At 64.4% G+C, this 15,191-nt stretch carries 13 protein-coding genes; 6 read left to right on the top strand and 7 right to left on the bottom strand.

Annotation, left to right across the window (positions count from 1 at the left end; translation table 11 throughout):
- Window positions 1-29 precede the first annotated feature (29 nt).
- Genes BRAGE_RS0117575 through BRAGE_RS48785 form a run of 3 tightly spaced genes read left to right on the top strand, consistent with a single transcriptional unit; the run spans window position 30 to window position 5,070 of the window.
- Window positions 30-437, top strand: coding sequence for a FixH family protein (locus tag BRAGE_RS0117575; RefSeq protein WP_027557693.1), 408 nt, complete (start codon window positions 30-32; stop codon window positions 435-437).
- A complete protein-coding gene (locus BRAGE_RS0117570) occupies window positions 434-1,882 on the top strand; it encodes an efflux RND transporter periplasmic adaptor subunit (protein WP_027557694.1) in 1,449 nt (482 codons plus the stop codon). Before BRAGE_RS0117575 ends, BRAGE_RS0117570 begins: the two co-directional genes overlap by 4 nt.
- A complete protein-coding gene (locus BRAGE_RS48785) occupies window positions 1,879-5,070 on the top strand; it encodes an efflux RND transporter permease subunit (protein WP_084334129.1) in 3,192 nt (1,063 codons plus the stop codon). The genes BRAGE_RS0117570 and BRAGE_RS48785 overlap by 4 nt, the downstream gene beginning before the upstream one ends.
- A 76-nt stretch (window positions 5,071-5,146) precedes the next feature.
- Here the strand turns inward: BRAGE_RS48785 and BRAGE_RS56420 are convergent, their stop codons facing one another.
- Complete coding sequence (locus tag BRAGE_RS56420) at window positions 5,147-5,512, bottom strand: hypothetical protein (protein WP_028146310.1); 366 nt, start codon at window positions 5,510-5,512, stop codon at window positions 5,147-5,149.
- A 227-nt stretch (window positions 5,513-5,739) separates the two neighbouring features.
- On the opposite strand from BRAGE_RS56420, the gene BRAGE_RS0117555 reads away from it, so the two are divergent.
- Window positions 5,740-7,362, top strand: coding sequence for an ABC-F family ATP-binding cassette domain-containing protein (locus tag BRAGE_RS0117555; protein WP_027557696.1), 1,623 nt, complete (start codon window positions 5,740-5,742; stop codon window positions 7,360-7,362).
- Between the two features lie 4 nt (window positions 7,363-7,366).
- On the opposite strand, the gene BRAGE_RS0117550 is transcribed toward BRAGE_RS0117555, so the two are convergent.
- From BRAGE_RS0117550 to BRAGE_RS0117535, 4 genes are all read right to left on the bottom strand, one after another.
- Window positions 7,367-7,774 (bottom strand): hypothetical protein, encoded by a 408-nt coding sequence (locus BRAGE_RS0117550; protein WP_028146309.1) that lies wholly within the window; start codon window positions 7,772-7,774, stop codon window positions 7,367-7,369.
- Window positions 7,775-7,876: 102 nt separating this feature from the next.
- A complete protein-coding gene (locus BRAGE_RS0117545; RefSeq protein ID WP_027557698.1) occupies window positions 7,877-8,860 on the bottom strand; it encodes a glycerophosphodiester phosphodiesterase family protein in 984 nt (327 codons plus the stop codon).
- A gap of 134 nt (window positions 8,861-8,994) precedes the next feature.
- Entirely contained in the window at window positions 8,995-9,489 is a 495-nt protein-coding gene (locus BRAGE_RS0117540; protein WP_027557699.1) for a hypothetical protein, read from the bottom strand.
- A gap of 88 nt (window positions 9,490-9,577) precedes the next feature.
- Window positions 9,578-10,690 (bottom strand): DUF937 domain-containing protein, encoded by a 1,113-nt coding sequence (locus tag BRAGE_RS0117535; RefSeq protein ID WP_027557700.1) that lies wholly within the window; start codon window positions 10,688-10,690, stop codon window positions 9,578-9,580.
- Between the two features lie 259 nt (window positions 10,691-10,949).
- On the opposite strand from BRAGE_RS0117535, the gene BRAGE_RS0117530 reads away from it, so the two are divergent.
- Window positions 10,950-11,303 (top strand): DUF3551 domain-containing protein, encoded by a 354-nt coding sequence (locus BRAGE_RS0117530; RefSeq protein WP_322596941.1) that lies wholly within the window; start codon window positions 10,950-10,952, stop codon window positions 11,301-11,303.
- A gap of 127 nt (window positions 11,304-11,430) precedes the next feature.
- Here the strand turns inward: BRAGE_RS0117530 and BRAGE_RS0117525 are convergent, their stop codons facing one another.
- A complete protein-coding gene (locus BRAGE_RS0117525; protein WP_027557702.1) occupies window positions 11,431-12,447 on the bottom strand; it encodes a methyltransferase in 1,017 nt (338 codons plus the stop codon).
- Between the two features lie 25 nt (window positions 12,448-12,472).
- Entirely contained in the window at window positions 12,473-13,450 is a 978-nt protein-coding gene (locus BRAGE_RS0117520; RefSeq protein ID WP_051377912.1) for a Bug family tripartite tricarboxylate transporter substrate binding protein, read from the bottom strand.
- Between the two features lie 172 nt (window positions 13,451-13,622).
- Between BRAGE_RS0117520 and BRAGE_RS0117515 the strand changes: the two genes are divergently transcribed.
- A complete protein-coding gene (locus BRAGE_RS0117515) occupies window positions 13,623-15,179 on the top strand; it encodes a winged helix-turn-helix domain-containing protein (RefSeq protein ID WP_027557704.1) in 1,557 nt (518 codons plus the stop codon).
- Window positions 15,180-15,191 lie beyond the last annotated feature (12 nt).

Genomic DNA, 15,191 nt, shown 5'->3' with positions numbered 1-15,191 from the left:
CCATCAGACGTTTCGAGGAACATGACATCATGAAGACTACCTCTGCTGCGCGTGCGTTTGCCGCCGCGCTGCTCGGCCTCACCATCATGGGAGCGCCGAAGCTCGCCTTTGCCGGCATCAAGGACTACGAATTCCAGCTCGTCGAGCCGTCCGTCCAGGCCGGCGCCGACAGGATCGTCACGGTCAGGCTGGTGAACAAGACGACGGGGAAGGCGGTGCCGGACGCCGTCATCTTCGCCTCTCGCCTCGACATGGCTCCGGACGGCATGCAGGAGATGGCCACCAAGGTGACCGCCATGCCGGGCACGGAGCCGGGGACGTACCGCTTCAAGGCCACCTTTGGCATGGCGGGGCGCTGGCAGCTCTCGCTTGGCGCCAAGGTGCAGGGCGAGACCGGCACGGTCGAAAGCAAGCTCGTCGTCACGGCGCAGAAATGAACCGCGCCATCGCGACGGGCGCGGCCGCTGCGATTTGCGCAGCGGCCGGCGCCGCCTTTCTCGTCGGCGGAATGCCGCGAGGAGGCTCGTTCGCCGCCCAGCCAATCGTTTCAGCCGCGGCAGCCGCCGAGCGCGGCGAGCCGATCTATTACTGGGATCCGGACGGCAAGCCGTTCTACTCACTCACGCCGAAGACGACGCCCGATGGCCGCGCTTGGCGCGGTGTGCCGGCGGGCGCCGACGTGAGCTTCGACGATCCCGAGGACGCGCCGGTGGACACCAGGGCTGCCGACGCGAAGGCCGAGCGGAAGATCAAGTACTATCGCAACCCGATGGGGCTGCCGGATACCTCGCCGGTGCCGAAGAAGGACCAGATGGGGATGGACTACATCCCCGTGTACGAGGGCGAGGACAGCGACGACGGCTCGGTGAAGCTTTCACCCGGCAAGATCCAGCGCACCGGTGCGAAATCGGAGCCGGTGGTGCGGCGGCCTGTCAGGTCGATCATCCGGGCGCCGGGGACCATCCAGGAGGACGAACGGCGCGTCTCGGTAGTGGCGCTGCGGTTCGAGGGCTTCGTCGAGAGCGTCGCGAACGTCACGACCGGCGATCATGTTCACAAGGGCCAGCCGCTCCTCAACGTGTACAGCCCGGCGCTGTCGAGCGCCGCCGCGGAATATCTCTCCGCCATCAGCGCCGGCGCGACCGGAAAGGAGCTCAAGGGCGCGCGTCGCAGATTGGAAAATCTCGCGACGCCCGAGCCGGCCATCAGGGAGCTCGAGCGCACCCGGGACATCTCGCTGTCGATTCCGTGGCTCGCACCGCAGGACGGCGAAATCCTGGAGCGAAACGCGGTGAACGGGATGCGCGCCGGACCAGGGGACGTTCTGTTCCGGATCGCCGACCACCGCCTGGTCTGGGCGCTCATCGATGTCGCCGAGCGCGATCTGACGCAGGTTGCGGTCGGCACGCAAGTGACCATCAGGCCGCGCGCGCTCGCCGGCCAGAGCTTCGACGGCACCGTGGCGCTGATCTATCCCCATCTCAACGCCGCGACGCGAACCGCGCGCATCCGGATCGAGGTGCCCAATCCCGACGAGGTGCTGCGGCCGGAGATGTATGTCGATGCCGAGATCCAGGCCGGCACGCCGGGACCGGTACTGACGGTGCCGGAGAGCGCTGTGCTCGACAGCGGAAGCCGCCAGGCGGTTCTGGTCGACAAGGGCGAGGGACGCTTCGAGCCGCGGGACGTGAAGCTCGGCCGTCGCGGCGGCGGGCTCATTGAGGTGACCCAGGGCGTGTCGGAGGGCGAAGCCGTCGTCACCTCGGCCAATTTCCTGATCGATGCCGAGAGCAATCTGAAGGCCGCGCTGAAGGGGTTTGCCGAGACGCGCGGCGACAAGCCGGCCGAGCCGGCGGCCGGTGGCATGGGAGCGCGGCCATGATCGCCCGCGTCATCGTCTGGTCGGCGCGCAACCTGCTGCTGGTGCTGTTCGGCACCGGCTTCGCCGCGGCTGCGGGACTCTACGCGCTGGTCCACCTGCCGCTCGATGCCATTCCGGACCTCTCCGACACACAGGTCATCGTCTACACGGAGTATCCGGGCCAGGCGCCGCAGGTGATCGAAGATCAGGTCACATATCCACTCGCGACCGCGATGCTGACGGTGCCGAAATCCAAGGTCGTCCGCGGCTTCTCCTTCTTTGGGGTCTCGTTCGTCTACGTGATCTTCGAGGACGGCACCGACATCTACTGGGCGCGCTCGCGGGTGCTCGAGTTCCTGAACGGCGCGGCGTCGCGGTTGCCGGCGGAAGTGACGCCGACCATCGGTCCGGACGCGACCGGCGTCGGATGGGTCTACCAATACGCCGTGATGTCCAAGGAGCTCAATCTCGCGGAGACGCGGACCATTCAGGACTGGAATCTCAAATTCGCGCTCGCCAAGGCGGAGGGCGTCGCCGAGGTGGCGAGCGTCGGCGGCTTCGTCAAGCAGTACAACGTTGTTCTCGATGCGCAGCGGATGCGCGACCTCGGCATCACCATGCAGAAGGTGCGGGACGCGATCCGCGCAAGCAACGCCGACGTCGGCGGGCGGACCGTCGAGCTGTCCGAGTTCGAATACATGATCCGGGGGCGCGGCTATCTCAAGAGCATCGACGATCTCGGCAACATCGTCCTGAAGACGGACAGGGGCACGCCCGTGCTGTTGCGGGACGTCTCCCGGGTCGAGCTCGGCCCTGACGAGCGGCGCGGCATCACCGAGCTGAACGGCGAGGGAGAGGTCGCCAGCGGCATCGTGCTCCAACGCTTCGGCATGAACGCGCTCGACGTCATCGAGAACGTCAAGAAGCGGTTCAAGGAGATCGCGACCAGCCTGCCGAAATCGGTCGAGATCGTTCCGGTCTACGACCGGTCGAACCTGATCTACGCGGCGATCGATACGCTCAAGCACACGCTTATCGAGGAGAGCCTCGTCGTCGCGCTGGTGTGCGTCGTGTTCCTGCTGCATGTCCGCAGCGCGCTCGTCGCCATCCTGATGCTGCCCGTCGGCGTGCTGATGGCATTCGGGGCGATGAAGCTGCTCGGGATCGGCTCGAACATCATGAGCCTCGGCGGCATCGCCATCGCGATCGGTGCCATGGTGGACGCCGCCATCGTGATGATCGAGAACGCCCACAAACACCTCGAACGCGCCGGGCCGGGCAAGTCTCGCATCGCCATCCTGGTCGAGGCCGCCTCGGAGGTGGGACCGGCGCTGTTCTTCAGTCTGCTGATCATCACCGTGTCGTTCATGCCGATCTTCACGCTGGAATCGCAGGAAGGGCGGCTGTTCAGCCCGCTTGCCTTCACCAAGACCTTCGCGATGGCCGCCGCCGCGCTGCTCTCGGTGACCCTTGTGCCGGCGCTGATGGTGATCTTCGTGCGGGGGCGGATCGTTCCGGAGCACCGAAACCCGATCAACCGCGTCCTGATCTGGATCTATCGTCCCGTCATCAAGGGCGTGCTGAGGGCGAAAACACTCGTCGTGCTGCTCGCCATCGCGGCGCTCGCGGTGACGATCTGGCCCGCGCGCCAGCTCGGCACCGAGTTCATGCCCAACCTCAACGAGGGCACGCTGCTCTACATGCCGACGACGCTGCCGGGCATCTCGGTCACCAAGGCGGCCGAGCTGATGCAGACGCAGGACCGGATCATCAAGTCGTTTCCGGAAGTCGCGTCGGTCTACGGCAAGGCCGGCCGCGCCTCGACGTCGACGGATCCGGCGCCGACCGAGATGTTCGAGACCGTGGTCAATCTCAAACCGAAGGAGCAGTGGCGGGCAGGGACCACCATCGACGGACTGATCGCCGAGATGGATCGGGCGCTGCAGTTCCCGGGCGTGTCGAACGCCTGGACGATGCCAATCAAGGCGCGCATCGACATGCTTTCGACCGGCATCCGGACGCCGGTGGGCGTCAAGGTCATCGGCACCGATCTTGTCGAGATCGACCGGCTGGCCAAGCAGGTGGAGCAGGTGCTGCGGGCGGTGCCCGGGACCTCGTCCGCCTACGCCGAACGTGGCATCGGCGGCTACTACCTCGAGATCACGCCCGACCGATCGGCGCTCGCGCGCTACGGGATCATGGTCCAGGACGTTCAGGACACCATCGCCGCCGCGCTCGGCGGTCAGACCGTCACCACCACCGTCGAGGGTCGGCAGCGCTTCACCGTCAACATGCGCTACCCGCGCGATCTCAGGGACAACCCGAACAAGATCGCCGGCGACATTCTCGTTCCCATGCCGGCAGGCGGCGCCGTACCGCTCGCGGAGGTCGCGACCGTGCAGCTCGCCCGCGGCCCGACATCGATCCGCACCGAGAACGCCCAGCTCGCCACGTACGTCTATGTCGACATCCGCGACCGCGATCTCGGCGGCTATGTCGCCGATGCCCAAAGGGCGGTCCAGGCCGGCATCCAGTTTCCGCCGGGATATTACGTGGTCTGGAGCGGTCAGTACGAATATCTGGCGCGGGCCGCCGCCCGTCTGAAGATCGTCGTGCCGGCGACGCTGCTGATCATCTTCCTGCTGCTGTACCTGAATTTCAGGTCGATCACGGAGACGCTGATCGTCATGCTGTCGCTGCCATTCGCGCTGGTCGGCGGGCTCTGGCTGATGTGGTGGCTGGGGTTCAATCTCTCCGTCGCAGTTGCCGTCGGGTTCATCGCGCTCGCCGGCGTCGCCGCCGAGACCGGCGTCGTGATGCTGATCTACCTCAACCATGCGCTTGCGGAGATCGAGCAGCGCCGCGCCGCCGAGGTGCGGAGCCTGAGCCGGGCCGACCTGCGGGAGGCGATCATGGTGGGAGCGGTCGAACGGGTCCGGCCGAAGATGATGACGGTCGTCGCCATCATGGCGGGATTGCTGCCGATCATGTGGAGCACCGGCACCGGCTCCGAAATCATGCAGCGCATTGCCGTTCCCATGATCGGCGGCATGATCTCGTCGACCTTGCTCACCCTGATCGTGATCCCGGCGATCTTCGGGCTGGTGAAGGGCGTCCGATTGCCGCATGAGAACCAGGACCGGCAATGTCATCCGCCCGAAGCCCATCAGGCAACGAGCGATCGGCTGGAGCGGTTATCCGCGAGATGATCGCTCCCGGCGCTCTATAATGATCGGGAAAAAATGGCATCAGCCGGAACGTTCGCGGAGATGATTGAGTTGAAAATCATGGACGTTGCGGCACGGCTGATGGCCTGAGGGAAATGACTCTGCGGCGGATTCGCAGCACAGCCGCTCGAGGATCATGATGTACAGGACTGCGATATACGATGAACTGCAGCAGGTGGAGCGCGACGTCGTCGAAGGCGAACGGCGGCTCGCAGAGCAAGAGGCGCTCATTGTCGAAATGAAGCAGCAGAATGAGGACACGGCCAAAGCAGAGGCCGAGCTTGAACGAATGCGGGAAGAGCAGCGATGCCGCGATCAGGACCGGCAACGCCTGCTCTCGCTGCTGCAACCCTGAAATGATGCCCGCGATGAATCCCGTCACGGTCGTGGCGGCAATGTCGCGCGATGATCGAGCGAGCGTCATTTGCAGCGCTCGACGCTGATGTTTGCTGGTGACGGCAGGGACGAGGGCTCGCTTCAGGCCAGAAGCGGACGCCGGGCCAGCAGTCAGCCCGGCCAGAACGGCGCCTGAGAGCGTCGGGACCGATGGTCGGAGGTCGGCCTGGCGGTGAAATCCGTACCTCGCCGGGCTTCCCCTGGGGCGCGGCATGGACTATCACGCTGCAACGCAAAAATCCCCAAAAAGACCCCATGATCCGCCTCGACAACGTCAGCAAGCAAGCCGGCCACCAGATCCTGTTCATCGAAGCCTCCGCGGCCCTCAACAAGGGCGAGAAGATCGGCCTCGTCGGGCCGAACGGCGCCGGCAAGACCACGCTGTTCCGCATGATCGCCGGCGAGGAACTGCCGGACGAAGGGCAGGTCTCGACCGATCGCGGCATCACCATCGGCTATTTCAACCAGGACGTCGGCGAGATGTCTGGCCACAGCGCCGTGGCCGAGGTGATGAATGGCGCGGGTCCCGTCAGCGAGGTCGCGGCCGAGCTGCGCGCGCTCGAGGCCGATATGGCCGATCCTGACAAGGCCGACCAGATGGAGGAGATCATCGCGCGCTATGGCGAGGTGCAGCACCGCTTCGAGGAGCTCGACGGTTATGCGCTGGACGGCCGTGCGCGCGAGGCGCTGTCCGGCCTCGGCTTCAGCCAGGAGATGATGGACGGCGACGTCGGCAAGCTCTCGGGCGGTTGGAAGATGCGCGTGGCGCTGGCGCGTATTCTCCTGATGCGGCCCGACGTCATGCTGCTCGACGAGCCGAGCAACCATCTCGACCTCGAAAGCTTGATCTGGCTGGAGAAATTCCTGCACGACTACGAAGGCACGCTGCTGATGACATCGCACGACCGCGAGTTCATCAACCGCGTGATCTCCAAGGTGATCGAGATCGATTCCGGCTCGCTCACCACCTATACAGGCGATTACGAGTTCTACGAGCAGCAGCGCGCGCAGAACGAGAAGCAGCAGCAGGCCCAGTTCGAGCGCCAGCAGGCCATGCTCGCCAAGGAGATCAAGTTCATCGAGCGCTTCAAGGCGCGCGCATCGCATGCCGCGCAGGTGCAGAGCCGGGTGAAGAAGCTCGACAAGATCGAGCGTGTCGAGCCGCCGCGCCGTCGCCAGACGGTGGCCTTCGACTTCCCGCCGGCGCCACGCTCGGGCGAGGACGTCGTCGCGCTCAAGAACGTGCACAAGGGGTACGGCAGCAAGCGCATCTATGACGGCCTCGATTTCATGATCCGCCGCAGGGAGCGCTGGTGCGTGATGGGCGTCAACGGCGCCGGCAAGTCCACGCTGCTCAAGCTCATCGCGGGTGCGAGCGAGCCGGACGAGGGCACGGTGGCGCTCGGCGGCAGCGTCAAGATGGGCTATTTCGCCCAGCACGCGATGGACCTGCTCGACGGCGAACGCACCGTGTTCCAGTCGCTGGAAGACCAGTTTCCGACCGCGGGGCAGGGCTCCTTGCGCGCGCTCGCCGGCTGCTTCGGCTTCTCCGGCGACGACGTCGAGAAGCGCTGCCGCGTGCTCTCAGGCGGCGAGAAGGCGCGCCTCGTGATGGCCAAGATGCTGTTCGATCCACCGAATTTCCTGGTGCTGGACGAGCCGACCAACCATCTCGACCTCGCCACCAAGGAGATGCTGATCACGGCGCTGTCGGATTTCGAGGGCACCATGCTGTTCGTCTCGCATGACCGCCACTTCCTGGCGACGCTGTCGAACCGCGTGCTGGAGCTGACGCCGGAGGGGATCCACCAGTACGGCGGCGGCTACACGGAATATGTCGCGCGCACCGGGCAGGAAGCGCCGGGGTTGCGATCGTAGCGAGCTACGTCAGGTTTCGCCGAAACCACTCCAGGCGCTTTTGCTCTTCTTCGGGAGATCGACGTTCCACGAGCACGAAGCCCACGAGGCGCTCATCCTGATCTGACCAGAAGCTGCCGTACCATTGGGGGGCGGCGAAGACTGTCACGGCAACCAGCTCCGTGGGATGCAACTTCTCCAGTGCGGACAGCAACAAAGGGAAGCCGCGTGTGACAATGCCGGCCTCCGTCGTGGTCGCCTGTCGTATTTTGTAAATTCGAAGCCAATGCTGTGCCGACGCAACGTTCGCTTCCTCTCCCGCCGGAACGATCCTGATCAGGTCAGGCTGACCCAGGAAATCAAGAGCTGCCTCGGTATCTTCGTCCGCTGGCAGCGTACCGATCATCTCGGCCAGCAATTCGACTGTCGTCACCGCAGCATCTCTCCGAGGAGCAGCTACAGTAACTTTCGTGCAGAGTTTGCCAAGGCATGTGATGCCGTTCGTTTCGCACTAGGAAGCGCCGGGGTTGCGGAGCTAGTCCTTGCTCTTGCCCGGAATCGTGGCGATGGCCTCGATCTCGTTGGTCCATATCCCGCCGGAATAGCCGCGCGGGAGCCGGGCGAACAATTCGGGCGTATCGATGCCGGTGGAGAATTCGCCGCCGCTGTAGGGGCCGAGCACGAACACCGTGCTGTTGGCGCCGGTCATGCGGCCAAGGAAGCGATCGGGCCAGCCCCACAGCCAGGGGGCGACGTTGACCGGCACGAGCACCATCGCGTTGTGGCAGGCGGCGGGCACCAGGCCGGTCCAGCCATAGCCGATATAGCGGATCAGGCAGCTGCGGATGGCCGCGCGCGAAATCGTGCGGACATCGGGGGTGAGGCGGCGGACCTCCGCGATGGGCTCATCACCGCCATAGACCATGATCGCCCGGCGCCGCGCGGCCGGCAGCGCATTCAGTACGCCGGCAAGTTTCTCGCCTTCACTGGCGTCCCGGCTCTTCACGTTGATGAGGAGTTTCTTGTCGGGGAAGGCCGCGAAAACTTCTGCCAATGTCGGCATCATTCCGATGCCCTTGCCGCGAAACGGGAAGGTCTTGCCGCCGTCGGCGGTGTAGCCGTAGCCGATATCGAGCTTCTTCAGCTTCGCCATGCTTTGCGCGCGCGTGACGCCCTGGCCGTCGGTGCGGCAATCGAGCGTCCAGTCGTGGAAGACGGCGAATTCGCCGTCGGTGGTCGGGTGCACGTCGAGCTCGACGACGTCGGCACCAGCCTCGAAGCTGGCCCGCATCGAACGCAGGGTGTTTTCGAGATAATCGTGGACCGGCGGCAGCATCCTCGTCGCGGTGCAGGTGTCGTTCTTCACGTCGCGCTCGTCGAAGCGCTGGGCCATGCCGCGATGAGCGAGCAGCACCGGCTTGCCGTCGCGATGCGGTGCCAGAAGGCTGGTGTTGTCGAGGTAGACGCCTGTCGCAACAGCGATCAGGGCTGCCGCTGCGAATCTGACTTTCCGGCCCACTAGAGATTCCCCATTCCGCGGTCATCGTCGACGGCGTTTGAGGTTGATTTGGGGCGGTCGCCGCGCATGGGCGTTGTCCGCGCTTAAACCAAGCGCGCAGAGTGCGGAGCGGTTGGCTGTGCGGTCCTCCGAGATCAGATGCCGAGCGCGCTGGAGATTTCGCCGAGGGTTGCTTTCTCGGCGTCGCTGACCTGAACGCCTCCACCGAACCAGCCTCCGCCTTCCGATGCAGCCTCAGCCGTCTTTTGACTGATTTGACGCAGCCAGTCCTTGAAGGCCGCGGCATCACCTGGCGCTTTTGCAGCAAGCAGCGTGGCAACCTCGCGCAACGAGTTGATCGTCTTGCTCTTGATCTCGGCCGGTGCGCTCTGGCCGAGTTCTGCCTTCAACCCGTCATGAGCGACGGCCCGGCCATCGCTCGTCTGGAAGTCGGCGACCACAGCCTTTACCAAAGGGTTGGCATTGGGATCGGTGGCCGCCTGGGCGAGCGCGGTGCCGCCGGCAAACGATTCCTTCAGAAGGCCGAACAATCCGCTCGGTGCGGCAGCCGTGATCGCCATGCCCGCATTCATCGGGCTTCTCAAGAGGAGCGCCCATTCATCCCTCGTGAAATTGGTCTTGTCGGCCATGAGTCTTCTCCTTTCAACCTGCCGGACGGGAGGCTGCGAAACACCTCCCGTCGCTTGAGGTGTGGCGAGTCTTGTTGCGTGTGGCGTCTCAGACTTTCGCCAGCTCGTCGAGCTTGGCACGAAGATTGTCGATCACAGGCTTTGCGATCGTGCCGGCCGGCGTCGCCGAGACCTTGTCGCACATCTCATTGATGGCCGGCGCGGCCGCGACGATCAGCTTGGCTAGCGCGCGTCGTGCTTCTGGCGAAAGCTTGGCCGCCCGCGCCGTGATGCCATCCAGTTGTGAGATGGCGTCGTTGATCTTCGGCATGGCCGCCTGCGCGCTGGCTTCATCGGTGATGGTTGGCAGTTGAGCCTTCAGCGTACCAAGGGACGAATTGACCTGGTTCGCCAGGTTCACCCCGTCAACGGTCAAATCCGCGGGTGCCATGCCGACGGTTGCGGTCGAGGGCCGCGTGGCAGTTGTACTCTGAGCGACCGTCTGCTCGGTCGGACGTTGAAGCGCATATAAGAAGGCAAAACCACCAAGGATAGCCAGCGCGACAAGCCAATACGGCCATTGCGTCCGGCCGGCGGCGATGGCGGCCTGGCTCGCGGCAGTGGCGCCGGAAGCGCCGGCGATCCGGCTCCCTGTGGCGGCGGCCGTCGCCATTCCACTGCGCGTTTGGTCGATCAGGCCCAAGGCGCTGAGTTGATCACCGAGCCCCGAGGGGATCGCCGCCATGAACTGATCTTTCTGCGATCGCAGAAGTGATGCCAGTCCGTTTGCATCTACCCCGGCGTCACGCTGCTGCCGACCGAGCATACCCAGGACCAACGGGCCCACCACGGCGAGCAACGACTTGCCGCCGGCATCACCCGTTCCCGCGAAGTTGCCGATCGCTTGGCCCATGGTGTCCATGGTTCGGCCTCCAAGCAGTCCGGACAACATGCTCGAACCCATCTGAGCAAGGCCCGGAGCGCCGGAGCTGTGCAGCAGATCGATGGGATTGCTGCCTTGCTGTTGGGACAGCAGTTTTGACAGTTGATTGGCGCCAGCCGGGGTTCCAACCAGATCGGACAGGCTGGCGAGTATTGTCGGGATGGCCGCTACAGCGGCCTTCTGCGCAGTGCTTTGGTCCATGCCGAGAAAGGAGGCGATCTTCGCGATGACTTCAGGGGTCAAGAGCTGTTGTACAGCTGAAATGAGATTGACGGCCATGGCGGTCTCTCCACTACGTTGCAGGTGTGTTGGCTGCCCCCATAGTTCGATGTGACAGACGTCGATGGTTCCCAACGTCACGCAAGTTGAGATTGCATAAATCGTCCGGCCCTTTGATCCAGATCAATGGTCTCCGGTGCCGGTCGAATGTGAAGAGTTCCCCATCCGGCGAATCTAATTGAGAGGCATCGCTAATTCGCCGATGAGCCAAAGCGGCTATCGTGATGCTCTCACGTAACTTTGCGAGCAATGCAGGTGGATGGAAACGCCGCAAAGCGTCTCCGTTCGACACGCGAGCGGCGGTAGAACCGGTAACCTGGATGACCCATTCGAGGAGGTGGCGATGCGGATGCTCCGTTGGCTAATCCTGAGCAGTGCGATGATCCTGGTGATCACCTCGGCTACTGCTCAAACTTTCGATCCCAGGTCCCCTGTCTGCCTGCAGAAATGGGAGTGGGGTGGCAGCACCTATTTCGAATGCGCCTATACGACATGGGATCAGTGCCGGGTGGCGGCGATCGGACTTGCCGCGATGTGCCTGGAGAACCCTTACTGGCGGCGACCGCAGCCGAGGCTGTCAGGGGGCCGCCTGCGTCCTTCTGCCCCATACTGATGCGGCTTACTGACCTCGACGTGGCCCGTCCTGGGTCACTCGCAACCCGGCGATCAAGTCGCACCACATTTGTTAGCGCACCGACAGCATTCGTGACGGCGCACGGGTCGGCACGACCCTGGCCGCCTCACTCATCGACCTTCCTGAATTTGATCAAGCTGAACGAACCGATATCGGTCGTCCCCACGAAAGCGAAGCCGGCCAGGACAGCGAGCCCGCGGTACTCGGCTTCAGTGCGCTCGCAGCCGCCGGGGCCACGCAGCATATTGAGGTCGCTCATGATGCAGGAGCGGTCCTTGGGCTCTGTGGTGGCACGCTCCGGCATGATCCGCTCGACGAGGATCAGCGTGCCGCTCGACGGCAACGCCTGGCGGCAGTTGCGCAGAATGGCCTCGCAGCGGTCGTCCTTCCAATTGTGCAGGATGCTTTTCATCAAAATGGTGTCGGCCCCGCTTGGGACGATTTCGAAGAAGCTGCCGGCGACGAACCTGCAGCGGCCGGCAATGCCGAGCCGGCCGAAGCGTGCGCGCGCGTCCGCCTCGCAGCGCGCGAGGTCGAGGGTAATGCCTTGAAGATGGGGATTGCGCTCGAGCACGCCGCCAATCAATTCGCCGGTGCCGCCGCCGACATCCATGACGACGCGTGCGGCGGTAAAGTCGTGGGCCGCAACGATTTTCGGCACGATGCTTCGGGTGAGGCTGACCATTGCCGCGTTGAATCGACGGTTCCACTCCGTCGCGTGGCCTGTCACGGCATAGCGGTCGTCACCATCGCCACGCAGCTGCGTCGCAGTCTTTCCGGTGCGAACCGAATCGAGCAGTCCGCTCCAGGCTTGCGCGAGCATCTCGCCCTCGAACAGCACCCAATCCTTGAAGGACGGCTCGGCGCGCTCGTCGAGCTGCCGGCCGAGCTCGGTCATGGCGAAGCGGTCGTGGTCGGCCTGCCTGCACAGGCCAAGCGTCGTCAGGCCGATCAGCAATCTGCGCAATGCGCTCTCGTCGGCGGATACCAGACGGGCGAGCTCGGCCACCGATTTCGTCGCGTCGCCGATGGCCTCGGCGAGATTGAGCTTCGCGGCGGTATAGATCACCGCTGTGATGCGATGCGACTGCACCAGATCGTGGACGGATGCCGGCTGGTTCATGTGTTGCCTCCCTGGCAAACCCGCGTCAATCGGTCGGCACGAACCCGGTTGCCTGCACGATCGCCTTCCAGCGGTCGGATTCGGATGCGATCAGCCGGGCGAAGTCTCCCATCGCGATCACGTCGGGCTCGAAGGCCAGCTTCGCCATTCCGGATCGGACCTCGTCGGTGCGCACGGCCACCTGGATCGAGGCATTGAGCTTTTCGACGATCGGCGCCGGCGTCTTCGCCGGAACGAAGAATGCAAACCATGTGAGGTCCTCGAGCGCCGGGTAGCCGGCTTCCCGCATCGTCGGCACCGCGGGTACGAACGGGCTGCGGCGTGGCCCGGTGGTCGCCAGCGCACGAAGATCGCCGGACTGGACCAGCCCGAGCGCGCTGCCGATCGGCATGACGGCCGCCGCAATCACGCCCTTGACCAGATCCTGGATCGCGCCACCGCCCTGATAGGGTACGTGAAGAAAATCGAAGCCGGCGCTGCGGCCAAGTGTCGTACCGAGAAAATGCAGCGTGGTTCCGGCGCCCGGCGTGCCGAAAGTGGCGAGCTTCGGATTGGCGCGGCACCAGGCCACGAAATCTGCCAGCGTCTTGACATCGGCCGGCACCTTTGGGCCGACCATCAGCAATGTCGGGGTCGAGGCGACGGTCGACACCGGCGTGAAATCGCTCGGCTGGTATCGCAAGCTCCGATAGACGTGCGGAAAGAACATCATGAAGCCCAGCGGCGCCAGTAGCATGACCGATCCGTCGGTGTCGGCATTCTTCACCGCCTCGACCGCGATGCGGCCGCCTGCGCCCGGCCGGGTCTCGACGACGATGATTTCCGCATAGTCGCTCATCTGGCCGGTCACGAGCCGCGCCAGGGCGTCCTGCAGTCCCGGCGTGAAGCCTGTCAGGACATGCACGGTCTTCGCGAGCGGCTGCGCGAGCACCGGCGCTACGCGATCCGCGACAGCGAGCACGATGCCGGCCGATGCGGTCAATACGTCACGACGTGTGATCATCACCTGTCTCCACGACCCGATCCAATGCGTCCGTGCAGGCTCTACCTGCGGGTGTAGCATTTCAGGAATGAACGAAACAGGCTTTCCCGGCGGCTTACTTTTTCCTTACCGGCCGCTTATTCTTGAGCGCGAGCAACGGAATATCGGCCATGGAACGCGGCGGGGACTTGGCTTGCGCTATTCGTTCGACGATTTCTCTCTCGACACCGATCGGCGCGAACTTTGCCGTGGTGCCGACGTCATCGCCATCGCGCCCCAGGTGTTCGACCTGCTGGGATATCTGATCGCCAATCGCGAGCGCGTCGTCAGCAAGGACGATTTGATCGACGCGATCTGGCAAGGCCGCGCCGTATCTGACGTCGCTCTGACCACCCGGCTCAATGCAGCGCGGAAGGCGATCGGCGATTCCGGAGACGAGCAGCGGCTTATCAAGACCTTTCCACGCAGGGGTATCCGCTTCGTCGCGACTGTGCGCGAGGCGCTCGGGCCGGCAACAGCAGCCGCCAGCAGACCGCCCACTCCCGCCGCGGGCAAGCCGTCGCTCGTGGTCCTGCCCTTTGCCAATGTGAGCCCCGATCCCGCGCAGGACTATTTCGTCGATGGCGTGACGGAGAGCCTCACCACGGACCTGTCGCGGATGGCCGGCATCTACGTGATCGGCCGGAACACCGCCTTCACGTTCAAGAAGGCGCAGGCCGATTTGAAGCAGATCGGCCGCGAGCTCGGCGTTCGCTACGTGCTCGCTGGCTCGGTGCAGCGGGCGGGAAGCCGGATGCGCATCAACGTCCAGCTCATTGACGCCGAGACCGGCAATCATTTGTGGGGCGAACGGTTCGATAAGGAGGTCGCCGACCTCTTTGACATGCAGGACGAGATCGGCGCCCGCCTTGCCAATCAACTTGGAACCGAGCTGGTCGTGGTGGAGGCCCGGCGCGCGGCGACGATGCCGAACCCTGACTCGATGGACCTGTACTTCCAGGGCATGGCCTATCTGAATCGCGGAACCGATCCTGCAACCCTGTCGCAGGCTCGTCCGTTCTTCGAACAGGCGCTCCGCCTCGACGCCACCAACGTCGAGGCCATGGTGGGCATCGCCGACGTCGATGCCATGCGAGCGACGTCCAGATTGATAGACCGGACGGTGCCCCTGCGGGCGGTCGAGGAGTCCTTGGTGCCGATACTTGCCCGGGCGCCCAATCACGCGAGAGCGCATTGCCTGATGGGTGTCGTCCAGATCTTCACCAGGCGCGCCGCCCAGGGCATTGCCGAATGCGAGCGGGCCTTGGTGCTGGATCGAAACCTGGCGACCGCCCATGGGTGGATAGGGCTCGGTAAATGCTATCTCGGCCGAGCCGAGGAGACCGAAGCCCACATCATGGAAGCATTCAGGCTTTCGCCTCGCGACACAAAGGCCTCGTCCTGGATGAATACGGCAGGCGTCGCACAATCCTATCTCGGAGCGGACGAAGCTGCCGCGCGATGGTTCAAGCGATCGATCGCGATCAACCGGAACATCGCTCCGTTCGTACATTTCTTTCTCGCAGCCGCGTTAGCTCATCTCGGGCGGAACGACGAAGCACGGGACGTCGTGCAGGCGGGGCTCAGCCTCACGCCCGGGTTCAGCATCGCGCAATACGACGTGAGCTCTCCAACCGATAACCCAATCTGCCTGAAACAGCGAATTCGCGTCGCCGAGGGTCTACGCAAGGCAGGCCTTCCTGAGGCGTAAATGGAGAGCAGG

The organism is Bradyrhizobium genosp. SA-4 str. CB756 (assembly GCF_000473125.1).
GTDB classification, from domain to species: Bacteria; Pseudomonadota; Alphaproteobacteria; order Rhizobiales; family Xanthobacteraceae; genus Bradyrhizobium; species Bradyrhizobium arachidis.
This window is presented reverse-complemented; position numbering and strand designations above follow the sequence as displayed.